We start from the raw sequence: 26,944 nt of genomic DNA on the forward strand, positions 1-26,944 counted from the left end.
ATTTTACAAGCAAATCTTGATTGCTATGATGGCCATCATCGCTAAACAGAATCGCTAAACGTGGTCAGTTAACATAGTCGGTAAACATAGTCGCCTCGGTGAAACCGTACGGCAGCATCACGAAGGCAGTTTTGCTTATTAATAGCGCATAACCAAGCGTCACTCTTGACAAACGAATCCACACCCCCATTATGATATACTGCGATACCATAAGTGCCTATGGCCGAGCATGTATTTAGCGCGTGAGTGATGACACTCATATCATATTGATAACAAGGATTGATAACGCGCGCATCGCTTTGCCATAATGACAGCATTCCATTGAATCAAACGCCGTGCGTATCTTTTTTTGCAAGACTGTGCTTGCAAACCCAAACAGGACGACAGCCTTTGATCCTAGTAACTGAGGTAGATATGAACGAATCAGCCAATCAATTTAACCCAAGCGCCACCCAGCCTGTAGACCCAACGGTTTTAAACCTAACAGACAGCGCCGCTCAAAAAGTGCGCCGCCTGCGCGAAGAAGAAGGCGATGACACATTGATGCTGCGCGTCTATGTCACCGGTGGCGGCTGCTCAGGATTTTCTTATGGCTTTAATTTTGCCAATGACCTAAACGAAGACGATGCCAACTTTAATAATGGCGATGTGACCTTGGTCGTCGACTCGATGAGCTATCAATACCTGCAAGGCTCTACCGTTGACTACACCGAGGGCTTAGAGGGCGCGCGTTTTATCGTGACCAACCCCAACGCCACCACGACGTGTGGCTGCGGCTCGTCCTTCTCTATCTAAATGACGCTTTTTTGCGGTTTGAGAACGACGGTTCAAGCACCTATGGATAAGGCTCCTATCTTATCTATAGGTGCTTTTTCGTCTCGTGCCTGCCCATTCGCTAAATGGGCAGTAAGCCAGACTGCTTTTTTCTGTGATTTGTGTGTCAATTTTTTTAGTAAAACCAGCCAAAACCGCCTTGGATAAAGCTTATCGTATTTGTAATTGTCCGTGGTTTTCAGGACTGCTTTGAGCTAAACTGACCAAATTCTTCATCCTTATATTTACCTCTTTTATGGTCAAACGCCCGTCGTGTTTTGGTCTACCATAATCAATAACAATAGATGCCTATTATGAGTAATTTTGCGAGTAGCTTTGTGAACTTTGAAATCCCCAATTGGTTTGACCATCAGCATCTGACTGGGATGCTCCGCGGTATCGAAAAAGAAGGCTTGCGTGTTAAACCTGATGGTTTTTTGGCACAAACCCCGCATCCAGCCAAGCTGGGCTCCAAACTTACTCATCCGTTTATTACCACAGATTACTCAGAAAGCCTGCTTGAGCTGATCACTGACCCAAAAACCTCTCCCAAAGAAACCTTAAACATGCTGCGCCAGCTGCATTTGCTGGTCTATCAAGGTATGCCTGAGGGTGAGCTGATGTGGCCGTTATCCATGCCGTGCATGCTGTCATCGAACGATGAAGATATTCCGCTGGCCGACTATGGCAGCTCTAATACGGGTAAGTTAAAAACACTGTATCGCAGCGGGCTTGGTATCCGCTATGGTCGCCGTATGCAGACCATCGCAGGCTTGCATTATAATTTATCGTTTGGTGACGATTTGTTTGCGGCTTGGCAAGCAAAGACGCCAGCGGCGCAAAACCTGACGCTGACGGCGTTTAAAAACGATAAGTATCTTGGACTGATCCGTAATTTTAAGCGCCTAACCAGCTTGGTGCTGTATCTATTGGGAGCCAGCCCCAGCGTTTGTCCTTGTTTTTTGGCGGGGCGCGAGCATGACCTAGAGCGCCTCAATGACTCGACCTACTACAGACCTACCGCCACCAGCCTACGGATGGGCAAGCTTGGCTATACCAACAGCGTACAAGAGCAGCTCGACATCCGCTACAACAACTTGCCTGAGTATATCAAAGGACTGCGCCGCGCGATTCAGACGCCGCATGAGAGCTTTAAAAAACTGGGTTTGGATGATGCAGATGGCAATCCTATTCAGATTAACAATCATATTTTGCAAATAGAAAACGAATACTATAGTCCTATCCGCCCCAAACAAATCGCCATGAGCGGTGAGACACCAACCGAAGCACTAGAGCGCCGCGGTATCGCTTATGTCGAGTTTCGCGCCATCGATCTCGACCCGTATAGCGATGTCGGCATTCGTCTCTCTAGCGCTTGTTTTTTAGAAGTCATGGCGCTGTACTGTCTGCTAAATGACTCGCCTGACTTGCTCCCTGAGGAAGAAGAAGCACTGGCAATCAACCTTGAGCGCGTGGTAAACGAAGGTCGCCGCGAGGGCTTACACATCATCAATAATGGCGAAGAGCAATCGCTTGAGAGCTGGATGCTCATGCATTTAGATCGTATGCAGCCACTTGCCGAGCTATTTGACGCGCACTACGGCGGCAATGACTACCGAGCAGCCGTGGCCTTGATGCAAGGCAAAGCCAGTCATCCAGAATCGACAATTTCGGCGCAAGTCAATGCCGATAGCAAACGCTTGGGCAGCTTATGGCAACTTGGCTTTACCTTGGCAGAGCAGCATCGTGACGCGTTGTTGCAGCAGACCTTGAGCCCCAACACCCAAGCCAAATATGAGGTATTGGCAGAAAAGTCTATTTTGCAACAAGCAGAGATTGAGTCAGCCGAAACAGAAGATTTTATGGAATTTTTACAACAATACCGCCAGCAACCAACTTAACCGTTGGTTTGATGCCTTAGACAACGACCTAATAAGAGTGACTGCCCCATGCTACCGCTGACCACTTACCGCAATCTACAAGTATTTTTGGTCGTTATGGCCGTGATAGGTATGAGCTTTGCGCTGTTCTTTTTACAGCGCTATATGGGGTTTACCCCTTGCCCGCTTTGTGTTTTTCAGCGTATCGGGCTGATTGTGATGGGCGTGTTTGCCCTGATGGCGGCTTTATTTCACCCCAAATCTATGGCGGTGCGTCTGGTATTATGGCTAGGTAGCTTGGTGGGTATTGGCTGGGCGACTGTGGTTGCAGGCCGTCACGTCTGGCTACAGCACCTACCTGCCGATCAAGTGCCTTCTTGTGGCCCGGGGCTAGACTACTGGCTAGATACCTTACCTATTTTGCAGGTGTTTAAAGAAGTTTTTGCAGGCTCTGGTGAGTGCGCCGCTATCGACTGGACGTTTATGGGACTGAGTATCCCTGAGCAGTCTTTGATTTTATTTAGCCTATTGCTGGTCGTCCACGGTTTGGTGTTGTGGCGTATCGTACGTCCTATCGCCTCTAAATAGTCCTCTTTATCCCCATATTATCCCCATACCATACTGATACATCTATCGGTATGGCATGATTTTATAAAAATAACCAATAACAAAAACGCTACAAAGATATTCTAAACCTTTGATATCTTGTCACAGCTTATTCTATTTGCTGATAAGCAAACCTGCATGATATACGCCGCTTTATAGAATTGCCAAGCGATTGAACGCTGTTTATCTACCTCAAAACCAACGATGAGTCATATGATAATCGCCTCATAAAAATCATGGTTTTTGATGGTTTGTCTGGTTTTTTCATTATTTCTCGATTTTGACAATACCCTGAACTTGCCGATATGATAGGCAGTCTTTTCAGATGTTGTATAAAAAACTGTTTTTGGTGTGACCATGATATACCGTGCGCCTAGTTGCTCTTTTATTGTATCGACGATCAGACGCTTTCATCGTCTGCTCTTAGGTATACCGCTTTGCGTGTTGGTGATTGGTTGCGATAGTGCCTCTTCTAATACCAATAAAGAAGTGAGTACTAAGGTTGCGCCGGTCAATAACGCTGCAGACAGCAGCCCATCTACCGTCGATCTAGCAGACAGCCTATCCAAATCTAAGGCTGATGCCGACGAGCTCGACGCCGTAGAAGGTCGCTCTCTGATCATGGCAGCGCAAGCAACTGCCGATAGCAGCATTGACACTGTAGATAGTGACGAGGGCACCGCCGATTATGGCTCGCTACAAGCCACGCTAATAGGCGACTACGGCGGTATGGTGCCCTGCTCTTTTTGTGACAGTATCGATATTACCCTAAACCTATTTGCCGATGGCTCCGTTCTAAAAACCAGTCTGTATAACAACCCTTCCCAGCCCAAAGTCCCGACGATTGAGTCTGGCATTTATCGTCAAGATAACGACCTCATTACCATCGTTTATGAGCAAGAAAACATAGAGACCTACCGTATTCAAGACAATCATCTGATATTGATGGACGATGACAAACAGCTGGATGACGATTATATTTTATCGCGTAAATAGCGTATCCGTTTGTTGCTGCCTCATGCCTGTTATGATAAAACCTTGATACCGCGCCTACTCGTTAGGCGTTTTTTATTGGTCATCGAACGACGTTTACTTTACAATGAATCCCACTCTTGGGCACCAAACGCTTGCGCATCCAACCTTGCGGACGAGCTCTAACAAGCAAGTCTAGCCAGCAAGGTTCAGCCAGTCAGTTTGCCCCCGATAGATCTTATGTCTTTGGATCTACCAGCTTGAGAGTCTACCCTTTTACTTCAGCACGTACGGAACGTCTATGCATATTCATATCCTTGGCATTTGTGGTACTTTTATGGGGTCGCTGGCATTGCTGGCGCGGGCGCTTGGGCACAAGGTTACCGGCTCAGACGCCAATGTCTATCCGCCGATGTCGACCCAGCTGCAAAATGCCGGCGTCGTCATCGAAGAGGGATACCTGATCGAGCATTTACAGCCCGCGCCAGACTTGGTGGTGGTAGGCAATGCCATGAAACGCGGTATGGATGTCATCGAGTACCTGCTAAACGAAGGACTGCGCTATACCTCAGGTCCGCAGTTTTTGTCTGAGCAAGTATTGCAGTCGCGTCACGTCATCGCGGTAGCCGGTACGCACGGCAAGACCACGACCACGACGATGCTGGCTTGGATACTGCACTATGCCGGTATCGATGCAGGGTTTTTGATCGGCGGTGTGCCACTGGTCGATACGCCTGATACGCACTTGCAGCAAGTGTTTGCCCACAGCAGTTATCTTGGTGCAGACAAACTTGCTGCGAATAAAGACAGTGAGGATAAAAACGGCGGCTATTTTGTCATCGAAGCCGATGAGTATGACTCTGCATTCTTTGATAAGCGCTCTAAGTTTGTCCATTATCGTCCGCGTACGGCTATCTTAAACAACCTTGAGTTTGATCATGCCGATATCTTTGCCGATCTCAATGCGATTCAAACGCAGTTCCATCATATGGTACGCATGATTCCTAGTACGGGTAAAATCATCATGCCCGCCGCCACAGCCAGCCTAGAAGATACCTTGGCAAAAGGCGTCTGGACACCTGTCTGGCACACCGCGATTGATGATACAAATATCACTGCCTCAGACAGCGCCACGGCTCGTAGCGACTGGCATGCTAAGCTATTAACCGCTGACGGTAGTCGTTTTCAGATCAGCTATCCTGCCGATAACGCAGCAGCGATTGTAGAGTGGTCGATGAGCGGTATGCATAATGTCAACAACGCCCTCGTCGCAGTCGCCGCCGCCTACGATGTGGGCGTGAGTGTAGAGACCGCGTGTGCTGCTCTATCAGACTTTGCGGGTATCAAGCGCCGTATGGAGCTGATTGGTAATGTCGATGATATCTTGGTTTTCGATGACTTTGCTCATCATCCAACTGCGATCACCACCACCTTAGACGGTGCCAAAAAGAAGCTGGCGGACCGACGCATTTGGGCCATCATCGAGCCGCGTAGCAACACCATGAAGATGGGCATTCATCAAGACAGCCTTGCACAGTCAGCGGCGCTAGCCGACGATACGCTCTGGTATGAGCCGTCTGGTCTGGAGTGGGGGCTTAAAGAAGTTATTGATACCGCGATGGCCGAGGATAGTACCATCGGTCATCAGCAAGTACTTTGTAGTATTGAGGGTATTATTGAGTATCTCTGTGCGCATGCGCAGTCAGGTGATGCGATCGTCATTATGTCTAATGGCGGCTTTGAAGGAATTCATCAGCGACTACTCACCGCCCTACGCGAGCGATAAGCGCAGCACGTAAGAAAAACAGCCTTCCATTGAGCGACTTGATAGCCACGTATCTGATTTTTAGATGCGACGCTATTATCAGTCGCCTATTACATACCCAAAGCGCCGTTTATGGATGATAAACGGCGCTTTTTTGTCTAATGTTTATCGTTTTTTACTTCAGCACATATCTTCGCCACCCGTTAGCGACTTTACTACCTTTGTAACCTTCCGTTTACCTATTTCCTCTGCTTGATAGCAAATAGCGGTTTTTCCTCACATAGCCCATACACAGATAACATTTTGTGCTTACTCTTCAATCCTTAGAATGACTACAATAAATTCATCAAAGCACAGCACGCAATTATAAATGATAAAAAATTAGGAGAATAATATGAGCTTTATTTGGATGATTATCGTCGGTTTGGTCGCAGGGTTATTGGCACGTGCTATCAAGCCAGGTAGCGATCCCATGGGCTGGATTATGACGATTGTATTAGGTATCGTCGGAGCGATGCTCGGTGGCTTTATTGCAGGGCTTATCGGTATCAACGCTGACGGCGGCTTTATGGGTCTTATCTTCTCTGTCATTGGTGCCATCATCTTACTGTTCTTGTATGAGATGATCGTCAGTAAGCGCCGCGTATAAGAAACACGTCTTAGCTAATTTGGTAGAGATAACTTGATAAAACCGCATTGATAAAAAAGATAGTGTTGAGCAAAATCAATCAAGCAAAACCTATCCAGCAAAAGCACGCTATCTTACCCAAAAGCCTTGCGATCAGCAGGGCTTTTGTATGTATAGGCACAAATTCTAACGCCCGCGAACCTAAGGGGAAAGTATTGATAAGCATTACTTTTGTCCCCATTTACCTTATAATATATACCCTATTTTATCCTTAGCATTGAGGTAAGCATTATGGCATTACTCCCTATTTTAAACTATCCAGATCCGCGCTTGCGTACGATCGCCGAGCCTGTCAAGGAAGTGACTGCTGAAATCAAAACCTTGATCGCCGATATGATTGAGACCATGTACGATGCTCAAGGTATCGGCTTGGCAGCCAGTCAAGTGGATCGCCATATTCAGCTAATCGTCATGGATTTATCTGAAGATAAAAGCCATCCTCGCGTGTTTATCAACCCAAAAGTGACGCCACTGGTTGAAGAAAAACAACCGTACGAAGAAGGCTGTCTGTCAGTGCCAGATGTCTATGACAAAGTCGAGCGTCCCACCAAGGTTCGTATCGAAGCCCTAGACGAAAACGGCGACAAGATAGACGAAGAGGTCGAAGGCCTGCTCGCAGTATGTATCCAGCACGAAATGGATCACTTAAATGGGGTCATTTTTGTCGATTACTTGTCTCGTCTCAAGCAAACACGAGCACGCGATAAAGTACGTAAAGTAATCAAAATCCGCGAAAAACAAGGCGCGCATGCGGCTGAACAACAGCCGCAAACCACTAACGCATAAGCCAAGCATATTTGCTATTCGCTTTTACCAAAGGTTTTTTATATGACGATGATCAAAATTGACCAATATTTTGACTCTGCCGCTTGGCAGAAATTTACCAAAGCTGCTGAAGGTCGCGAAACCCCATTTTTGGTGGTGGATCTTAGTCGTATCAAAGCCAAGTATCATGAGATGGTCAGTCTGTTTCCAAAAGCAAAAATCCACTATGCCATGAAGGCCAGCCCAGCGGTTGAAGTCATCGAGCTATTGGCAGAGCTGGGTTCAAACTTTGACTGTGCTTCCATCTATGAGCTGGACCGCGTGCTTGATTGCGGCGTTGAGCCATCACGCATCTCGTATGGCAACACTATCAAAAAAGCCGAGCACGTCAAATACGCCTTTGATAAAGGCATCGAGCTATATGCTACTGACTCAGAAGCGGATCTAAAAAACATCGCCAAGCATGCACCTGGTGCTAAAGTGTTTGTACGTATCTTAGTACAAGGGTCAGAAACCGCTGAATGGCCGCTGTCGCGCAAGTTTGGTTGCCATCCCAATATGGCGATTGATCTACTCATTCAGGCGCGTGAGCTGGGTTTGGTGCCTTATGGCATCTCGTTCCATGTCGGCAGCCAGCAAAAAGACGTGGCCGCTTGGGATGATGCGCTGGCTAAGGTCAAATATATGTTTGACTGGATGAAAAACGAAGAAAATATCAAACTGCAAATGATCAACCTAGGCGGCGGGTTTCCGACCAATTATATCAGCGAGGTCAACCCGATTCGGGTATATGCCGAAGAGATCACGCGTTATCTCACCGATGACTATAACGAAGACGAGATGCCTGAGATTATCCTTGAGCCAGGCCGCTCGTTAGTCGGCGGCTCAGGCGTGTTGGTCAGTGATGTGGTACTGATTTCGCGTAAGTCGCATACGGATCTCACTCGCTGGGTATATACCGACGTGGGATTGTTCCAAGGTCTGATTGAGACGTTGGGCGAGGCCATCAAGTATCCTGTGTATACGCCAAAAATGGAAACATCAACAAGCGAAGGCACCGTGGTACTGGCAGGCCCGACGTGCGACTCAACCGATATCATGTACGAAGAAGCGGGCTATCAGCTACCAGAAGAGCTGGAGATTGGCGATAAAATCTATTGGCTGACCACAGGCGCTTATACCAACTCGTATTCTTCGGTCGAGTTTAATGGCTTTCCGCCGTTAGACGTGGTTTATATTGATTAACTTTTAGACCGTTGGTATCCATCATAAAGCGCGGCACTGTGATAAGCAGTGCCGCGCTTTTTTGTACTGGTTTGATCATGGTTAAAATATCAGAAACACGACCGAGCGTTAGCACTACCGAATATGTTGATGATGACCACTCATTGTATTAATAATGAAATCGGCATGTTGTTGCTGCTATCTCGCGTACTATGACTGCCATAACCTGAGCGTCGGGTTTGATTGTTTTGTGAGATTTACCCGATAGTGACCCACTGCCCACGCGGGACGATCATCGTGCTATCAAGCCTTTGGCCGTGCATGCGATGATGGTAATCGTTGTCTCGGTTATCAGCAGAATGGTCGCGCTCGAGCTGCTCTGCAACTTGGACTAATCTTACTTCGATTTGCCCGCTTGGTAATAGCCTTGGCGTCACTTCAATGCCTTGCGTCGTTGGTAGTAGTACCTGCTGCTGAATCACAATCTGCCCTATAGGACGATGATAATTCGGATAGCCATTGACCATATAGGTTTGGTTTAATGAATACAGAATAGCTGTGCTAATACTGGCCGCACTGCCCGACAGCGTTTGGATTTGATATAAGTTGTTATCTTGCTGTCGACTGCTCTGCTGGTGAATAACACCTACACCTTGAATACCGCGATGATTAATAACAACCTGACCTTGCTGGATGCTACCTTGTGACTGGCGGTCATTACCAACGCGTACCGTCACCGTGAGCGCTTGCGGCTGACGATCAATCAAAGACAGTAGCTGCTGCAGCTTTGGGTAATTGGCAGGCGTGGTGCGAATGACCAGCTTGTCTTGATAACTGGTCACCGTACCACCGTCACGGCTACTCTCTAGCTGCTGGCGTACCGCTGGTATGAGTGCCTGACCACCATAGGTATCAATGACATAAGTCTCATAAGTCGCCGCTTGGACAGCCACCAGCGGCACCATCATACCAACAGCCGTGGCTAGTAGGCTTTTATAAATAGCATGGCTATAAAGGACACGGCGACTGTGTTTGACTGCCATCACTCACAGTCGCTACCGCACAACTGAGCGCTTTAAGATAAGCACGGGCAGAGCTATTCATTTAAACCCAGTACATCTTGCATATCATATTGCCCAGCGCTCTGCTCAATGACCCAAGTTGCGGCGCGTATTGCACCAGCGGCAAAGGTCATACGTGCACGGGCGCGGTGGGTAATCTCGACCACTTCACCATCAGCGATAAACATCACCGTATGATCACCGATGATCTCACCGCCGCGTATCGCATGAATGCCAATGCTACCCGCTTCGCGCTCGCCGGTCTGCCCTTCGCGGCCATAGACAGCGACGTCTTTTAATCTCTGTCCGCGCGCGCCTGCCACTGCTTCTGCCATCATGTAGGCGGTGCCCGATGGTGCATCGATTTTGTGCTTATGATGGGCTTCGATGACCTCAACATCGGCGTCATCACCAAAGGCTTTGGCTGCCATGCCGAGCAGCTTTAGCGATAAATTCACACCAGTCGAATAGTTGCCTGCGTAGACGATAGCGATTTGCTCGCTGGCGGTTTTTAGCACTTGCTCTTGCTGCTCATTAAACCCTGTGGTGCCAATCACCATCGCAACGTCATTTGCCGCACAGACTTGCATATTTTTCTCAGTGGCATCGGGCAAGCTAAAATCAATCAGCACATCGATGTCATGAATCACTGCCTTTAAATCATCGACGATTTGCACCTCTAAATGCCCAATCGCCGCGACCTCGCCCGCATCTGCACCGACAAGGCTTGAACCTTGGCGTTCAATCGCGGCGGTCAGGATCGTTTGTGAGTTTTCTTGTACCGCTTCGATGAGCATGCGTCCCATACGGCCACCAGCACCGATGACGCCGACTTTGATGGTTTGTTCTTGTGTTTGTTTTTTGGTTTGTTGAGTCATGTTTTATCCTAGATATTTATGTTTTTAGCACGGTGGTATTTATAGGCCATTTATCCTAAGTTTAGCAAATATCCCTACGTGGGTGGTTTTTTATACACCCATTAAAAAGCCCCTAGTGTTTCACGTGAAACACTAGGGGTCTGTTATTGATTCATTAAGCCACATGCGTGATCAACGCGATGGAAGCCCTTTGATCAATCAAATAGATCGCCAATCTTTTTAAAGAAAGACTTTTTGTGCGGCGATTGTTGATGCTTGCTATCACCATCTAGTGTGTCTTGGAATTGACGCAATAGATCTTTTTGCTCACGCGTTAGGTTCACGGGCGTCTCGATGACCACACGGCAGATCAGATCACCTTTCATGGTGGTGCGTACTGGCGTCACGCCTTTACCGCGCACGCGTAACAGCTTGCCACTTTGCGTACCTTCAGCGACCTTGATTTTGACCTTGCCATCCAAGGTTGGGATTTCCACTTCTTTACCCAAAGCGGCATCAGTGATGCTGACGGGCACATCCATATACAGATCCGCGCCTTGGCGAGTAAAGACGTCATGAGGTTTGACGCGTACCTCGACATACAGGTCACCATTTTGTACGCCAGCGCCGCCCGCTTCGCCTTCGCCTGCGAGACGAACTCGGTCGCCATCATCGACGCCAGCTGGGATAGAGACTTCCAGCGTGCGTGACTTATCCTTGACGCCGTTACCATGACAGTCAGGACATGGGTTTTTGATTTGCTTACCTGATCCGCCACACTGCGGGCAGGACTGCTGTACAGCAAAAAAGCCTTGCTGCATACGTACTTGGCCTTGACCATGACACATCTGGCACGTCACCACGTCAGAGGCGTCTTTTGCGCCTTTACCATCACAAGTGCCACAAGGCGCAGGCGCGGTAAAGCTGATTTCTTTTTTAGTACCGCGTACCGCTTCTTCGAGGGTGAGCTCGATCACATAACGCAAGTCCGAGCCGCGACGCGAGCGACCACCGCCGCCGCCGCGCGACTGACCAAAGATATCGCCAAAGTTGCCAAAGATATCACCAAAGATGTCTTGGAAGTTACCGCCGCCACCAAAACCGCCGCCGCCCATACCGTTTTCAAACGCCGAATGCCCCATACGATCATAGGCTGAGCGCTTTTCTTCATCGCTCAACACCTCATACGCCATCGATGCTTCTTTGAATTTGTCTTCGGCATCAGGGTCATCAGAGTTGCGATCTGGATGGTATTTCATGGCCAGCTTGCGGTAGGCTCGCTTAATTTCTTTGCTGTCAGCGGTCTTACTGACACCTAATACTTCATAAAAATCGCGCTTACTCATGGGCTCTCCTATCGTCTTCGCAGGGCCGCCGATCGATCGATTCATCAACCCATAGCAATTATCGTTTGTTGCTATTCAGACTCGCGGTAATGTTTCACATGAAACATGGCGAGACAATAAAAAGCAAAGAAGAGAATCGTCTGAATCGTACAAGCGAATGCGGCGGGGTGCTGCTTAGCCAAATCAATTATTAAAAGTTTGCGCTATTTATGGAGATGGCAAGGTGATTTATCAAGCGCATTAGGGGTGAAATTGTCGGACAGAGGATGATGGATGCCCAAAACAGAGTTCGTTAAGAATAGCACAAAGGTTTTTATACCTTTTTGGCAGGCCTTCATGCTAGTATTTATCGCCATATTCGTACGCATTTAAATTTAGGCTTTTAGATTGGCGATAAGGTAGTATTTTTTATGAAAAAGCTGTTGGTTTTATTGGTTGTCATTGCGGTGACAGTTTATGCAGGCTCGCCTTACTACAGTGCCTATCAGCTCAAAAACGCCTATGATACCAACGACGGTGCGGCGATTGCGGCCGCCATCGACTACGAGCAAGTCAGGCCAAGCGTACAAACCCAGCTCACCAATCAATTTGCGACCACCATACGCAGCTATCCGTTGGTGGCCGAGCTCGGCGGCGAGCCATTAATACAAGCGGCCAACACCTTTATCATAAAGGCCGTCAATGGTGCCATCACCGCACAAAATATCGAAACCGTCATCAACACCCAAGGTCAAGCCAATATCGCGACCAAAGAGCTGGCGGCGGCGTGGGCCATCGCCAGCAATCAGGTCAACCTAAAAAACTTGATTCAAAACCTCATCATTCATCGCGGTGATATCGATGCGGTGGTCAAAGATCAAATGCAACAGGTCATGCAAAAACAAGCGGCTGAGCTAGAAAAACAAGCCGTGCAAGGCAATGATAGTGACAAGCCAGCGCTGAGCTATTGTGGCATCAACTGCTTTACCATCAGTGGACAGATCAAAGGCTATCCGCTGACCATCGAGATGCAGCGGCAAGGTCTGATTGAATGGAAAATCGTCGATATTGTGTTGCCATAAGCGGCTTTTTATCAGTATGGGATAAGCGCCGTGTCATTATTGGTTGAGAGCACTAGCGCTACAACACGTTTGCGCTAAATCCAGTAGATAAAACAAACACCAAAAAACCGCCTTATGAGCCATATCATAGGGCGGTTTTTATGATTATTGTCGATTATAAGTCAAAAGCGCACAGCGTTTATGGCGTGCGACCGCTCATCTATTTAATCCACGCCCAAAAACTCTAAAAACTCCGGACTCTCAAAACTTGCTTGATACAGCACGCCGTCTTCGCGGTAGATAGCTGGCGTCGCCATCACGGCCAGCCCTGCTGCTTTTTCGCGATTGGGGGTCAGATGGTCGGCTTGGCAGCTTGCTGGGGCAGGTGTCATCTCTCCTTGCAGCATGGCTTTGTCAAACGCTTGACGGCGGCTATCTTCACTGCCTTGACACCAGATAGCACGCATCTGCTCAGGCGAGGCTTCATATATCGGATAACCAATAATATGCACCGTGACGCCTTTGTCATTGAGCATCGGTAGCTGCTGATGGAAGCGGCGGCAATAAGGACAGTTGACATCGTCCGCCACATAAATCACCGCTTTTTCGGTGGTGATGGCAGGATAGGTGATCAGCTGCTGACGGTCTAACCCCTGAAAAACTGACTGGTTTTTGCGCTGCTCAAAGGTTTCATCTAGCCCCATAAACCGACCGTTTTCGATGACAGATATCTCGCCATCGGTGATGTACTGCGCATCATCGGACAATAAAAACGGCACGCCCTCTAGCGTCGCGCCCCAGATCACCCCTGGCACCGCGGTATAAAAAAACGGCGTCTTGGCACTCATGTGTTTGAGCGCGCTCATATTGGCGAGAATGGCCGACTTGGTCTCGGCGCTTACCGGCTGCCCTGCTTGCTCACTACGGCTGCGGGCAGGGGTTTTGGTTACCACCTGCTTACTGGGATTTTTTTGTAGCTCGCCTTGGATGACGTACTTGCCATCTTCGGTGATATGTAGTGGCGGCTGGCCGGCGAGACCGACCTGATACATATTGGGCAGCTGCGATGGCACAATCGCCGTAATCTGAGCTTTAATACCCGCTTGGGTCAAGCGCTCACGCAGCTGACTGTCGAGCGTTTGGCTCACACTGCCTGCTGATTGCATTTGATTGGGCGTTTTTTTGCTGACGTCGGTGGCGCTCGGCTGCGCACAGGCGGTGGCAGTAAATAACATGGCCGCCATCAAGCTGGTAAATTTTAATACAGGGAGTTTCACAAAGACCATCCTATTTGGTGGATTGATAGCAAGCGTTTATCAAACAAACGGCGATAGGCATCACTATCAAATCGCTGCTAATAAGGCATCGGCACGTATTACTTATGTGTGCTGCCACAGGCGCTATCAAAACAGTTTTATCAAAAACGGCTATCAATAAAGACAACGATATTATGTAAAAAAAACAAAGTAAAAAGAATAAAAAGACTTTAGCACAAGAAGGGTATTTGCAAAGCGCTCAGGGCGCAAGTTTGCAAAATTGCTACCCAGCTTTAAGAGATAGGCAACACACAAGCGGCCATAGATGATCTTTTCATAAAAAAAGCAGCACACATGACGTGGCTGCTGATGAGGTGTCTTTAGTGACGTGTTATCACTTCGACCAATCGGCACTCAAACTCAATGTTAGAATTTGGCCACTTCTTCTGCGCTCAAAAAGCGGCTGTCGCCTTTTTCTAGTCCATCAAGCGTGATATGGCCGATACTGGCGCGGTGCAGCTCAACAACTTTATTGCCAAAATATCCCATCATGCGTTTGACCTGATGATACTTACCCTGCTCAAGCGTCAGACGCGCATGAGTTTCATCGATGAACGCTAGCGTAGCAGGTTTGGTCGGCTCGTAGTCACCGTCGAGCAAGATGCCCTCTGCTACTTTTTTGACAGCGGTTGCTTGCGCGTCGCTGTCCATAGGATCGGCCAGTGTCAGCTCGTAGACCTTGGCGTGCTCATGCTTGGGACTGGTCACGCGGTGTAGCCAGCTGCCATCATCACTCAGTAGGAGTGCGCCTGTAGTATCGACATCGAGGCGGCCTGCGATACGCAAGCTGGCAAGCTCAGGCACAGCGATCAGCTCGGTGACAATCGGATGCTCTTTGGCTTTTAGCGTACACTCAAAGCCTTCAGGCTTGTACAATAAGATATAACGGTTGCCTGTCGCCACAGATAGCGACTCACCGACCCACATCACCTCATCATTGAGTACATCAACGTGTAGGCCTGGGTCTTTGACCACTTCATCATTTACCGTCACCTCGCCGGCGTGCAAGATCTTTTTGGACTCTTTGCGCGACAGCTCAGTGGCTTTACTTAAAAATTTATCTAAACGCATGTATTTGCTACCATCAGTTTTGTATTACCAATCCCAGCTTTCGTAAGCCCCGTCTATCAATCCTGTGCGCTTTGGCGTCAAGATATTTAGAATAAATCGCTTAGCACGCAAGCGCGAGCGGCTCGTTATCTTCTTAGCTGAGACATGGTACTATAATGAAAATTAATTGCACACTGTGCTAGAGCGTGTTTGATCATTCACAAACAAGCACTGACAGTACAAGTGTCACCAGTTTATCATATCCAACCTAAACCTGATGAAATATGAGCTATCAAACGCTAAAACACGCCGTCACTGCGCGTTTAGAAATCAAAAAATCTGAGTTTATCGCTCATGCCTATCCTGTCAGCTCGCGTGAGCAAGCGATGTTTCACGTGGAACAACTGCGCGAGCAATATCCCGATGCGCGCCATTGGTGCTGGGCCTATATCATCGGCGACCCTGACAACACCACCAGCGCAGGCTTTGATGACGATGGTGAGCCAAATGGCACGGCGGGCCGTCCGATACTGGGCGTACTACAGCACAAATCTATCGGCAACGTCATCATCGTGGTGGTGCGTTATTTTGGGGGTATCAAGCTCGGGGCAGGCGGCCTGACTCGCGCCTATGCTGGCTCAGCACAAGCGGCCGTCGACCAAATGACACTAAGCCCTTATATACCGATGGCGAAGGTGCAGATAGTCGCGACGTTTGCCACTGAAGCCCAGTGCCGCTATGTGATTGAGGACTTGGGCGGGCAGGTTGAGGATGTTGCTTATAGTCAGCAAGTCATGCTGACCGCGACGCTTGCCCAAGCAGATATTGCCGACTTAAAAGAACGGCTAGCGATGGATGGGCGCGTCTTAGAGTCATCATAAATTTTGAGTAATCATACGTTCACTGAGCGTTCACTGAAAAGCATTGGTTTTGGCCACGGCCGTCGGTATGATAAGGCATTGATTGTTAAAGATGATTTTAACGATAATTTTAATAACTGTTAAATAAGAAGCCTTTATGCCCACATCTAGTAGCCCTGATACCGTGTTTTCTCCTACCCCGTTTAAGCCGCCATTTTGGCTAAGCAACCCTCACTTACAAAGCATTTTACCGAAGTTTTTTGCGCCCAAGCCCCCTACCTATCGCCGCGTCATCAAACCTGACTCACTGGGCGAGACAGACATCGCTTATGACTTTTATGATGCGCATGCGCTCACAGAGTCAGCGGATCAGACGCCTCACCAGACCCCATTGATTGTCCTGTTTCATGGCATGGAGGGCAGTAGTGACAGTCACTATGCGCGCGCGCTGGCGTATCAGATACACGCGCAAGGCTGGCATTTCGTCGTCGCCCACTTTCGTAGCTGCGGCGGCATTCCAGCAAAAGGTCGCGTGTTTTATAACGCGGGTGACACAGATGAAGTACATCATATGCTACAAACGCTACGCGAGCAGTATGCCAATGTCTATGCCGTCGGCGTCTCACTTGGCGGTAATGCCTTGGCAAAATACCTAGGCGAATATGGCGACCAAGCGCTATGTAAAGGCGCTGCTGTGATCTCAGCACCAGTCGATATGTCGTCAGCGGCGCTTAGTATGCACAGTTTTTTGAGCCATCGCATTTATACGCCATATCTGCTCAACCCCATTATCAAAAAAGCCCTCGCCAACGACATCAGCCCAGAGGAGATGGCATCGATCAAAGCGGTCAATCGTATCAGCGATTTTGATGATATCTTCACCGCACCGCGTCACGGCTACCGCTCAAACAATCACTATTACTATAGTGCCTCTGCCCTGCCGCACCTTATCAATGTCACCCGCCCACTATTGCTCATCAGCGCCAAAGACGATCCTTTCTTGGGCTTTACCGCCACAGAAAATGACGTATCGGACACTGTCACTATCTTGGACACCGAGCACGGCGGGCACGTGGGCTTTATTCGTTATCGCACGAGCAAAGACAAATCGACACCTCTGTATACACAGTCCCGATTTGATATTAATTGGTTACCCGAAACCGTCTGCGCTTACTTCAAACACATTGGCGTGCCTTCTGCAGCGTGATAGTCGAGCGGGCAGCGTTTTATCGCATCCCGCCAGCGTTACCTTTTACCTGACTCTCTGTCTTTTGAGACTACTGGCTTTTTAAGACTACTGACCCTTTGAGACTGTCCTATGTATCCATTTATTCGTTATGCCAGCACCATCGCGCATGCCGCGCTACAAGCAAAAAGAGGCCGCACCTTAACGTTTAAAGATACCAGCGAAATCCATTTTCGCTGTCGTCTGTCAGATATCGACAACTTCCTTGAGATGAATAATGGCCGCGTCCTCACTCTGTATGATTTGGGTCGTACGGACTTTGCAGTACGGAGCGGGCTGGGTCGTCAACTGCTCAAGCAGCGTTGGGGCTTGGTGGTCGCTGGCAGTACCATCCAATACCGCAAGCGTATTCGCGCCTTTGACAAAGTCACGCTCAAGACCAGAGTGGTGGGCTTTGATGAGCGCTGGATCTATATCGAGCAGTCAATGTGGGTCAAGGGCAAACCCTGCTCCTCCGCCCTACTGCGTACTGGCGTCACCGAAGGCGGCAAGGTAATAAAAACCGCACGCATCCTAGAGGTGATGGGGCAATCAGACTGGCAGCTACCGCCGACAGGCTACGTGGCAGAGTGGATTGTCAGTGATGCCGACCGTCCATGGCCGCCGCAAGCGTAGCGCCCAGATAGTCAATCCTCAATAAAAGAGCATGCAAGATACTCTGTATGACATGGTGTCGCGTGGTGCCACCTGCTACTGGTGTTTATATTGCGTAGCATCTGTCGGCGTCAGCACAGCACGCGAGACAAATAAATACCAATCGCGCGGTACCTGTTTGTGAATATTCAATGCCCCTTAACTGTATCTAAGCGGTAGCGTAAGTCACCATAGAGTAACTTTATGACTACTATTTGCCAACACGACATTATATAAATAAGTATAGTAATTGCTATAGTGATATCTAATCATAGGTTACTATAATCAATTGAAAATAAAACTGTTATATAAGTTTAAACGCGCTACTGGTATAAATTTTACTTGCGTGCTGCGTTCCCAGAGGCTGCGCAAAATTCATCCCAGTAGCGCTACACTCTTTTTAGAGTGCATCGACTATACTTAACATCGTCCATAAGGAGAATAACATGGCAAATAATACGGACTATCGCACGGACTACGTGGGCACGTTATTTGATAACGCAGAGTCCAATCCCAGCAAAATCACTCTCGCCTTTACCATGGCGGGCAAAGCGCTTGAGCAAGGTCACTCAGCCTCAGTCATCCTAATGGTCGATGCGGTGCACTTGGCACTGCCCAATGCACTAGATAACGTCGATATCGGCGCGCCATTTAAACCTGCTAAAGAATTGCTAGAAGCTTTTATCGACAAAGGCGGCAATGTGCTTGTGTGCGGTGCGTGTATGGAACATAACCGTATTGAAGACACCGCCATCGATACCCGCTTTACCAAGATTAGCGGCGATGATGTGGTGGCGCTGCTGATGCATGCCAAAGGCTCTCTGCAGTTGAATTAAGCGATTTTTTGTCCCTACAGGTCAGGTTTTAGAGGTTTAAAATCTGACCTTTTTTTGCATCAAGCTTTATGTTTTATATCGTTTTTCCTTGAGCTCGTTTGACGACGATTTACGGTGCCTCTGCTATCCTTATTTAGCAACTAAATAAACACTATCTCACCCACCGAGCACCCAGCTTTGCTACAGTAAGTCATGCTATCTCATAACCACACCACCAAAAAAGCCGAAGTGGCCGAGCAAACGAGCGCAGTTACCTTATTAGATGGCTGGCTAGGTAGCTGGGCGATTTGCCGCCATTTATCGTGCTTTTTTGGTTTGGTATAAAATCAACAGGAGACCCGTCATGTCCTTACTAGATACTCTGCAGTTGACCCATCCAATCGTCCAAGCACCAATGGCAGGAGCGACCACACCTGAGCTGGCGCTGACAGTGAGTGATTTTGGTGGGCTTGGCTCATTGGGCGCTGGCACCACATCGCCTGAGGTATTACACGAGCAAATCAATACCATCAAATCGCGCACCGACCGTCCTTTTATGATTAATTTAATGGTGTTGTCTGAGCATGAGTCTAATACCTTTACTAGCGACATCCCTGCTTGGTTAGATGAGTATTATCAAAAAAATCAGATAGACATCTCATTGCCAGAGCGGCCAGCGCTTAGGTTTGCAGACCAGCTACAAGTGCTCTATGACAACCCCGTGCCTGTCGCTAGCTTTACCTTTGGCATTATCAGTGCCGAGCAAGTGCAGCGCTTACAGAATCTAAGCACATGTGTCGTCGGTACGGCCAATCATCCTCACGAGGCAAAAGCATGGGCGGATATTGGCGCGGACGCCGTCTGCGTACAAGGCGTCGAAGCGGGCGGCCATCGCGGTGGCTGGCTACCACAAAGCGCAAATGACCCCATGGGGCTGCTGACATTGATTGGTCAAACGCGCGCTTGCACCGATATTCCACTGATCGCCGCGGGCGGCATCATGACGGGGCACGCCATCAAAGCAGTACAGACGGCGGGGGCTGAGCTGGCGCAAATTGGCACGGCATTTTTGACGACAGATAAATGCGGAATCAATGATATTTATAAGCAAGCCTTACTGGATGCCAGCACGGGCAAGCGCAGTAGCGAAACCCGCTTAACCCGTCTGTTTTCAGGCAAGCAGGCACGCGGTTTGTTAAATGACTATCTGCGCGACTTTGCGCCGTTTGAAAGCACTGATACGCTACCGCCTTATCCACAATTAAACGCCATGACCAAAGCGCTGCGCGCGCATGCAAAGAAAAATGACGATGCCGAGCATCAGTCTTTATGGGCAGGTCAAGGGGTGGCGCAGGTCAGACAAGAAAGCACGATTGAATTGTTAGAGCGCCTCATAGCAGTAGGATAAGTGTGGTCGGTGCCGCTAGGCTTTGTCGTGAATCGTCCTTATAGTTAACTCACTTTAAAAACGATACAGTGCAGCTGGTATGAATTTTGCGCCGCATCTGTCAGCGTAGATACAGCAAGCGAGGAAAATTTATACCAGTTGCCCGCTCATATGAGCGTACCGATTTTATTTCGAACGGACTTATTACAAATGATGTTTTTTATGGCGCACACTCATTAAGATATAACGAACTTGGTCATTAGTAATAACGATTTTACCCACATTTGAGCACGCGATATAATCTGCTAAAAATTCAGTGTCGTAGCGTCATCGCGTTTTTGACTGTTATCGACATCGCGTAGGACACCCAATACTATGGCAAACTTTCCTATCATCAGAATACGCACACGGCGCAAATACTACCGTTTGATATTTACCGGCCTGATGGCAATGATGATGTCGCTTATTATCTCAACTGCCCTACTACTGGTAAAAGTCGGCTTGGTCGATGGCTTTTTTGGCGAGCTGCTGCACTCGTGGGGGTTGGCCTTTGTTTTTGCATGGCCAAGTGCATATATCTGCGCCTATCTTATCCAAGAGCATGTCCTGAGCCGCATTGAGTTTTATTAAAACCATGAGCACAATGAGGCGACGACAACACTCCTTAACCAAAAAAGTACTGATAAAACGCTGCTAGAGTTGCTAGTGTTGATGCCTGTACAGATATTCGCTCGTTTAAAAACCGTTAAAACGACAATAAAGGAATGCTTATGCGTAGCGCAACTTATAACGAATTTGGCAAACCCACTGAAGTCCTCAGCCTCGGCGATCGCCCTATCCCTGAGCCACAGGCCAATGAGGTACGCGTCAAAACCATCCTCGCCTCTATCCACAACCATGACTTGCTCACCGTGCGCGGTCAGTATGGCTTTAAACCCGAGCTGCCGGCGATCGGCGGTAGTGAAGCGCTGGGTATTGTTGACGCCGTTGGTAGTGACGTTAAGGAGTTAAAAGTCGGGCAACGCGTGGCGGCGGCCAGCGTGCAAGCGACATGGGCGGAGTATTTTGTCGCTGACGAGGACATGGTGTTTGCCATCCCTGAGAGCCTAGATGATGAGATGGCCGCGCAATTGATCGCCATGCCGCTCAGTGCCTTGATGCTGCTGGAGTTCTTAGAAATAAAAAGCGGGCAATGGCTTATTCACAATGCCGCCAATGGCGCAGTCGGCAAGTCACTTGCCATGCTGGCGGCGGCGCGCGGCGTCCATACCATCAACGTCGTACGGAGTGACGAGGCCATAAAAGAGCTAGCAGCCCTCAACATTAAACACAATATCAACACCGAAGATGACGACTGGAAAGACCAAGTCCGACAAATCATCGGCGATGATAGCATTAGCGCAGCGGTTGATTCTGTCGGCGGCGACGCCAGTGGCGACTTATTATCACTGCTCGGTCATGGTGGCACCTTGGCGTCCTTTGGCATCATGTCAGGCCAGCCCATGACGCTCAATCCGACGCATCTTATCTTTAAACAAGCCATCTTAAAAGGATTTTGGGGCAGTAAAATCAGCCAAGAGATGAGCGTGGAGAATAAACAACGCTTAATCGATGAGCTAATCGAACGTGCGACCAGTGGCAAGCTCCATCTGCCTGTGGAGGCTGTGTTTGATTTGGCAGATATCAAAAAAGCGGTCGATGGCAAATTGCAGTCTGGCAAAAACGGTAAGGTGCTAGTAAAGCCATAAGATGTTTTTTACAAATACCTGCCTACCTATATTAAACCGCTTAACCTAGAGAGTTATGCTAAAGAGATTACCTTTGAGCAGACACCTGAGTACTTAGATCGCTTTATGGCGAGTCAGACGGTTGGGCGTTATGTGGTGAATGTGCGGGGTTAAGGTTTTGGTTTAGAAGCTCAAGCTTAATAGAGAATGGCAGTGCTCTTTTGGGGTGCTGTCATTTTTTTAAAGTATTTACGAGATCTTAAGCGCTTGAGCAGCATCTGAAAACATACTTACGTCGTATAATAGAAATACCAACCATCATGCAGCTCCGTGAGAGATATGACGGTAAGGGCATAGGACGGTATCATATAACCAACTTCAATATCATTATTCGGCGCTTTTAGGTAGCCAAATTCATTATCCAAAAAGCCACCCATCGTTAGCACGATATAACCGTCCTCTCGTGCCATACTTACGATATCTGAGCGATCTAGCTTCTTACGCAGTAAAGCGACTTTTTCTACCTCTAAGTTATCTGCTCTAATTTTTCCAGCATAAGCTGCCGCTATCTCTCGCTCAGTTGTATAGCTATCATCATTGGAGATAAGCTGATCATTTAGTATCTTATGGTGACGCCGCATATTACTTATTTGATAGACGTTGGCCTCTTGGCTGAGGGTATCTATAGCTTGTAAATTACTTTTATTCAGCAAAAAATGTACTTGATTACCCATACCGATTGCTGAAAGATAAAATGCAATCACAGTAACTATGGGAAATATCGCTAAAGGCATATAAGAAGATGGCTTTTTATATCCTTTGATAAATATATTTAACACCGAAAATAATAACCCAGCAATGAGAAAAAATAGCAGAGTCAGCAAACTCAAAATCGGTCCAAAACTGCCAAAATAGGGAGAGTTAAGTAAGCTTACCGAGAGAATAAATAGGACAAGATATGTGACGTATTTTTTATTTTTTGCGGTCATAACAGTCTCACACTGGGTTTGATTATTGCTATATCTTAACGTGAGTCTGTTATGAGTAAGATGAAATAAAGATGGAGCGAATGACTTTCAAATGCAGCCATTTTTACATTATCAACAACTAGCCACACGCCCAATCAAACTCATTATTCAGCAAATCGATTTGACCATTACCACCGCCCATATTGGCATCACCAAGCATTTCTTCAAACTCAATATAAAAAGGACTAAATTCTGGCATCGCTTGAATGGGGTTGGCCGTACCACCAAAATGGGTTTTTGCATGAAACCTATCAAGCTTTAACACCTCCCCTTTTTCAGAAAACATAGGAATATAAGCATCCTCATCGTCTTCATCTGGCCATTCGTTTAGCGATTTGCCAATATTTGGATCATTAATACGGACTGTCTGTTGCACAAACTTGGCAGGCTGATCTTTGACAAAGCAAGTGCTACCCCATTCTTCAACCTCATAGTCTGGATATATACCATCTTCTTTATTAGGCAGTGCTGTCGTTTCACCTTCAAACTCTTCTTTAGTTAGCCAAATCAATGCCCAGCCACCGCCAATAATGTCTTCAAGATAGATTTCTTGAGGGTGACGATTATTAGCGTAACGATTTAGTGACGACCAAAATGTTGTAGCGCCTGAAGCATTTGCCTCAGCTGATTTATTAATAACACCCTCAACACCGTCTACGCTATCTTCAACATGATCATCCGCTTGAAAAAGCGATATTGCCACAAGATCTTTCCCTTTTACGCGATACGCTTCAGGCACTAATATCGTCCATAAATGCGCCATTGGTAGCCCGTTAATCCTGCTTCGCGGCCATTGTTCTGTGCTAATACCGACAGGGCAACCAAATGCCCAACCACACCCATGATCATTATCCGTTAGTTCCAAATCATATGCTTGCTTTAATGGTTTCACCGCTCTTGTCTCACCTTATTAGATTAATTTTATTTATTAGACCTACTACACCAACCAAAACCAATCTGGGGCAAACAAGTAGCTCAGACCCATTGATAATAATACCACCAAGATACTACCCACAATTGCGCCAACCCATGTCGTACCGCCTTTTTTTGCTAACTCCTGCTCACGCATAGCTGGGTCTATATTATCGCCCATGACTTCTTTTATATTTTTGATGCTGTGATTAAAGTAAAAATAATTACCTAACATACCTGTTAATACTGCCCACGCGATAAAAAAACTGGTTTGACCTATAGCGCTATACATTTCCATACCGAGCAGATGCATCAAAACCAAATCAACCGCGTTAATACCAATGACAATACATAGAGCTACTAAGTACATTTTGCGATAACACAACCAAGACGTTCCCAAAAGCAGCCCAGCAAAATTAAAACTATGAATGCTCGAACCATTATTGTTAATTTCTAAACAGGGCTCACTGTCCTTAAACCATTTATTACGGTAAAAATCATCATATTTTTTGCCAACGAAGGCCGCGAGCAACGTGTCAGCTGCCTCAGAGTCAGAAGTCGACTGGTTTTTTGAGATTTGTGTATCTTTTGCGATATTGATAGTCGTGAGCGGTGGCGGTGTTTGTGCTTGAGCCTCAGAGAGCTGGTGGCCACATTTTGAGCAAGACCCTGCGTCATTTGAGTTTTCTTGATTACAGTAATTACAAAACATCTTATCCCTTATTTTTACTGAATGGTTGCTGACCTTATTTCAACTCACATCTTAAACAACCAATTAAAGTTGATTACATTATAGTTAATAAAAACAAATGTTCAATAAAAATTAGGGCTTTACCACTATTTGCTGATTTCAAATAAAAAAACACCCAACCAAGTTGAGTGTTTTTTATACCTATAGCGAGACGATATGATTGTTGATAAGTTGTATATCAACTCAAAAAATTTGAGTAGCGAGGAAAACGAGTGATAGCGCTACATCAAGTAGGCTGAACGAGTTTGACAACGCTAATCAGATTTTTAGTTTGATATTACTCCCACTCAATAGTCGCCGGCGGCTTACTCGACACATCATAAGTCACCCGTGAAACCTCAGCGATTTCATTCATGATGCGATTACTGACCGTCTCGATCAAATCATACGGCAGATGGGCAAAGCGCGCGGTCATAAAGTCGACAGTTTCAACCGCACGTAGTGCAATTACCCACGCATAGCGGCGGCCATCGCCGACCACGCCGACTGATTTGATCGGTTGGAATACCGCAAAGGCTTGCGCAGTTTTGTCGTACCAACCTGAACGCTCCAGCTCTTGCATAAAGATCGCATCGGCAAGGCGTAAGATATCGGCATATTCTTTTTTGACTTCGCCAAGGATTCGCACGCCTAGACCTGGGCCTGGGAACGGATGACGGTAGATCATTTTCTCTGGCAGACCTAAAGTGATACCGAGTTTACGCACTTCATCTTTAAATAAGTCACGTAACGGCTCAACGAGTTCAAACGCTAAGTCATCTGGCAGACCACCGACGTTATGGTGGCTCTTAATGACGTGCGCTTTGCCTTGGTGCGATTTGGCTGATTCGATGACGTCAGGGTAAATCGTCCCTTGTGCTAGGAACTCAATGGTTTTGCCATCGCTTTGTGCGCTGATTTCACGGGCGCTATTGGCAAACACATCGATAAAGGTTTTACCGATAATTTTACGTTTGGCTTCGGGATCAGACTCGCCTGCTAAAGCATTTAAGAATAAATCTTCGGCATCGACACGGATGACCTTGACGCCCATGTTTTCGGCAAATACTTGCATCACCTGATCGCCTTCGTGCAAACGCAAGAGGCCATTATCGACGAATACACAGGTGAGCTGATCGCCAATGGCTTTATGCAGTAGCGCGGCGACCACTGAGCTATCGACACCGCCTGAGAGACCGAGCAATACTTGTTTGTCACCGATTTGCTCTTTGAGCTGTGCCACGCGCATATCGATGATGTTATCTGGTGTCCAGTCACCGGCGCAGTCACAGATTTGATGGACAAAGCGGCCGAGTAGCGCCTGACCTTGTAAGGTATGCGTCACTTCCGGATGGAACTGCAGACCATAGTATTGCTTGTTGTCATTGGCCATAATGGCAATCGGGCAGCTTGGTGTGCTGGCGATGATATCAAAGCCTTGCGGCGCTTCGATGACCTTGTCACCATGGCTCATCCAAACGTTTAGCGTGGTCGATTTGTCTTCACTGACCTGATCTTCGATGCCACTAGTAAGCTTTGAGTGGCCATTGACATTGATGGTCGCCGCGCCAAATTCATGGATATCACTGGCATGAACCTGCCCGCCGAAGCGATCTGCCATCGCCTGCATACCATAGCAAATACCCAGCACTGGTACGCCAAGCTCAAACACAGCGTCATTGATACGCGGGCTGTTTTCCGCATGCACGCTCTCAGGGCCGCCCGATAGGATGACACCTTTGGCACCAAAGTCCATGATGCGCTGAGTGTCGATATCATAAGGGAACATCTCACAAAAAACGCCAGAATCGCGCACACGGCGAGCGATGAGCTGGCTATATTGCGAGCCAAAATCAAGAATAAGAATACGATCTTCTTTGATAGTAGGGATAGCAGCGGCAGTGGTCATAAATCGATGTCCATCAAGAAAAAATTAGTACCCTATTTTAACAAGTTTGCGCCCATTAATGGCTATTAGATGATGAATTATTCACGATTATTGACTGTTATAGGTAAATACCATTAAAGATTGAAACCATCAAACAACAGCATGATAAAAAAACAAGCAGCAGCAGGGCCAAATCAATCAACAAACGGCGCAAATTAAGCCGCACTGCTATAAGCCATAGTCAGTTGCAAACGAAACTGTCATAAGTTCCAAAGCGCGACTGGGATGAATTTTTGCAGCCTCTGTGTATACAGCATACAAGGAAAATTTATACC

The 26,944-nt window shown here is 47.6% G+C and carries 26 protein-coding genes; 17 read left to right on the plus strand and 9 right to left on the minus strand.

Features of this window, described 5'->3' with window-relative positions; translation table 11 throughout:
• Positions 1–414: 414 nt before the first annotated feature.
• The 8 genes from erpA to J3491_RS01825 all read left to right on the plus strand — a co-directional run bounded on the left by erpA (position 415) and on the right by J3491_RS01825 (position 8,734).
• Complete coding sequence (gene erpA / locus J3491_RS01790) at positions 415–795, plus strand: iron-sulfur cluster insertion protein ErpA (protein ID WP_100748631.1); 381 nt, start codon at positions 415–417, stop codon at positions 793–795.
• Between the two features lie 332 nt (positions 796–1,127).
• Positions 1,128–2,714, plus strand: coding sequence for a glutamate--cysteine ligase (gene gshA / locus J3491_RS01795; protein ID WP_207969002.1), 1,587 nt, complete (start codon positions 1,128–1,130; stop codon positions 2,712–2,714).
• Positions 2,715–2,762: 48 nt separating this feature from the next.
• Positions 2,763–3,281 (plus strand): disulfide bond formation protein B, encoded by a 519-nt coding sequence (locus J3491_RS01800; protein WP_207969003.1) that lies wholly within the window; start codon positions 2,763–2,765, stop codon positions 3,279–3,281.
• Between the two features lie 375 nt (positions 3,282–3,656).
• Positions 3,657–4,295, plus strand: a complete 639-nt coding sequence (locus J3491_RS01805) for a copper resistance protein NlpE N-terminal domain-containing protein (protein WP_207969004.1) — start codon at positions 3,657–3,659, stop codon at positions 4,293–4,295.
• 277 nt (positions 4,296–4,572) lie between these two features.
• Complete coding sequence (gene mpl, locus J3491_RS01810; RefSeq protein WP_207969005.1) at positions 4,573–6,057, plus strand: UDP-N-acetylmuramate:L-alanyl-gamma-D-glutamyl-meso-diaminopimelate ligase; 1,485 nt, start codon at positions 4,573–4,575, stop codon at positions 6,055–6,057.
• Between the two features lie 373 nt (positions 6,058–6,430).
• A complete protein-coding gene (locus J3491_RS01815; RefSeq protein ID WP_100748626.1) occupies positions 6,431–6,685 on the plus strand; it encodes a GlsB/YeaQ/YmgE family stress response membrane protein in 255 nt (84 codons plus the stop codon).
• A 270-nt stretch (positions 6,686–6,955) separates the two neighbouring features.
• A complete protein-coding gene (gene def / locus J3491_RS01820) occupies positions 6,956–7,510 on the plus strand; it encodes a peptide deformylase (protein WP_075101330.1) in 555 nt (184 codons plus the stop codon).
• A gap of 48 nt (positions 7,511–7,558) precedes the next feature.
• On the plus strand, positions 7,559–8,734 hold the full coding sequence (locus J3491_RS01825) for a type III PLP-dependent enzyme (RefSeq protein ID WP_100748950.1): 1,176 nt from the start codon (positions 7,559–7,561) through the stop codon (positions 8,732–8,734).
• 236 nt (positions 8,735–8,970) lie between these two features.
• Here J3491_RS01825 and J3491_RS01830 read toward each other — a convergent pair whose 3' ends face one another.
• The 3 genes from J3491_RS01830 to dnaJ all read right to left on the minus strand — a co-directional run bounded on the left by J3491_RS01830 (position 8,971) and on the right by dnaJ (position 11,977).
• The gene (locus tag J3491_RS01830) at positions 8,971–9,756 is read right to left on the minus strand and encodes a hypothetical protein (RefSeq protein WP_207969006.1); all 786 of its coding nucleotides are present in this window, start codon (positions 9,754–9,756) and stop codon (positions 8,971–8,973) included.
• 53 nt (positions 9,757–9,809) lie between these two features.
• Positions 9,810–10,652: a 4-hydroxy-tetrahydrodipicolinate reductase gene (dapB, locus tag J3491_RS01835; RefSeq protein WP_207969007.1), complete on the minus strand. Its 843-nt coding sequence runs from the start codon at positions 10,650–10,652 to the stop codon at positions 9,810–9,812.
• Between the two features lie 194 nt (positions 10,653–10,846).
• Complete coding sequence (gene dnaJ, locus J3491_RS01840; protein ID WP_075101327.1) at positions 10,847–11,977, minus strand: molecular chaperone DnaJ; 1,131 nt, start codon at positions 11,975–11,977, stop codon at positions 10,847–10,849.
• 410 nt (positions 11,978–12,387) lie between these two features.
• Here dnaJ and J3491_RS01845 point away from each other — a divergent pair, with 410 nt between their 5' ends.
• The gene (locus J3491_RS01845) at positions 12,388–13,038 is read left to right on the plus strand and encodes a DUF2939 domain-containing protein (protein WP_207969008.1); all 651 of its coding nucleotides are present in this window, start codon (positions 12,388–12,390) and stop codon (positions 13,036–13,038) included.
• A 203-nt stretch (positions 13,039–13,241) separates the two neighbouring features.
• Here the strand turns inward: J3491_RS01845 and J3491_RS01850 are convergent, their stop codons facing one another.
• Both J3491_RS01850 and J3491_RS01855 read right to left on the minus strand, forming a co-directional pair.
• Positions 13,242–14,294: a disulfide isomerase DsbC N-terminal domain-containing protein gene (locus J3491_RS01850; protein WP_207969009.1), complete on the minus strand. Its 1,053-nt coding sequence runs from the start codon at positions 14,292–14,294 to the stop codon at positions 13,242–13,244.
• 405 nt (positions 14,295–14,699) lie between these two features.
• Positions 14,700–15,404 carry a pseudouridine synthase gene (locus J3491_RS01855; RefSeq protein ID WP_100748618.1) on the minus strand — a complete coding sequence of 235 codons (705 nt, stop codon included), beginning with the start codon at positions 15,402–15,404 and terminating at the stop codon, positions 14,700–14,702.
• Positions 15,405–15,667: 263 nt separating this feature from the next.
• On the opposite strand from J3491_RS01855, the gene J3491_RS01860 reads away from it, so the two are divergent.
• The 8 genes from J3491_RS01860 to J3491_RS01890 all read left to right on the plus strand — a co-directional run bounded on the left by J3491_RS01860 (position 15,668) and on the right by J3491_RS01890 (position 22,072).
• Entirely contained in the window at positions 15,668–16,264 is a 597-nt protein-coding gene (locus J3491_RS01860) for a YigZ family protein (RefSeq protein WP_207969010.1), read from the plus strand.
• A gap of 136 nt (positions 16,265–16,400) precedes the next feature.
• A complete protein-coding gene (locus J3491_RS01865) occupies positions 16,401–17,450 on the plus strand; it encodes a YheT family hydrolase (protein ID WP_207969011.1) in 1,050 nt (349 codons plus the stop codon).
• Between the two features lie 111 nt (positions 17,451–17,561).
• Positions 17,562–18,104, plus strand: coding sequence for an acyl-CoA thioesterase (locus tag J3491_RS01870; protein ID WP_207969012.1), 543 nt, complete (start codon positions 17,562–17,564; stop codon positions 18,102–18,104).
• A gap of 464 nt (positions 18,105–18,568) precedes the next feature.
• A complete protein-coding gene (locus tag J3491_RS01875) occupies positions 18,569–18,958 on the plus strand; it encodes a DsrE family protein (RefSeq protein ID WP_207969013.1) in 390 nt (129 codons plus the stop codon).
• Positions 18,959–19,150: 192 nt separating this feature from the next.
• Positions 19,151–19,282, plus strand: coding sequence for a hypothetical protein (locus J3491_RS12025; RefSeq protein ID WP_279380980.1), 132 nt, complete (start codon positions 19,151–19,153; stop codon positions 19,280–19,282).
• Positions 19,283–19,301: 19 nt separating this feature from the next.
• Positions 19,302–20,345 (plus strand): NAD(P)H-dependent flavin oxidoreductase, encoded by a 1,044-nt coding sequence (locus tag J3491_RS01880; RefSeq protein ID WP_207969014.1) that lies wholly within the window; start codon positions 19,302–19,304, stop codon positions 20,343–20,345.
• A gap of 354 nt (positions 20,346–20,699) precedes the next feature.
• Positions 20,700–20,954, plus strand: coding sequence for a DUF2798 domain-containing protein (locus tag J3491_RS01885; RefSeq protein WP_075101317.1), 255 nt, complete (start codon positions 20,700–20,702; stop codon positions 20,952–20,954).
• A 140-nt stretch (positions 20,955–21,094) separates the two neighbouring features.
• Positions 21,095–22,072 carry a zinc-binding dehydrogenase gene (locus J3491_RS01890; protein ID WP_207969015.1) on the plus strand — a complete coding sequence of 326 codons (978 nt, stop codon included), beginning with the start codon at positions 21,095–21,097 and terminating at the stop codon, positions 22,070–22,072.
• A 269-nt stretch (positions 22,073–22,341) separates the two neighbouring features.
• On the opposite strand, the gene J3491_RS01895 is transcribed toward J3491_RS01890, so the two are convergent.
• The 4 genes from J3491_RS01895 to guaA form a co-directional block, all read right to left on the minus strand.
• A complete protein-coding gene (locus J3491_RS01895; RefSeq protein ID WP_207969016.1) occupies positions 22,342–23,040 on the minus strand; it encodes a hypothetical protein in 699 nt (232 codons plus the stop codon).
• Between the two features lie 118 nt (positions 23,041–23,158).
• Positions 23,159–23,971: a hypothetical protein gene (locus J3491_RS01900; RefSeq protein ID WP_207969047.1), complete on the minus strand. Its 813-nt coding sequence runs from the start codon at positions 23,969–23,971 to the stop codon at positions 23,159–23,161.
• A 45-nt stretch (positions 23,972–24,016) separates the two neighbouring features.
• Positions 24,017–24,703, minus strand: a complete 687-nt coding sequence (locus tag J3491_RS01905) for a DUF2628 domain-containing protein (protein WP_207969017.1) — start codon at positions 24,701–24,703, stop codon at positions 24,017–24,019.
• Positions 24,704–25,019: 316 nt separating this feature from the next.
• Entirely contained in the window at positions 25,020–26,630 is a 1,611-nt protein-coding gene (gene guaA / locus J3491_RS01910) for a glutamine-hydrolyzing GMP synthase (protein WP_207969018.1), read from the minus strand.
• Between the last annotated feature and the right edge of the window lie 314 nt (positions 26,631–26,944).

This window comes from Psychrobacter halodurans (genome assembly GCF_017498075.1).
GTDB classification, from domain to species: domain Bacteria; phylum Pseudomonadota; class Gammaproteobacteria; order Pseudomonadales; family Moraxellaceae; genus Psychrobacter; species Psychrobacter celer.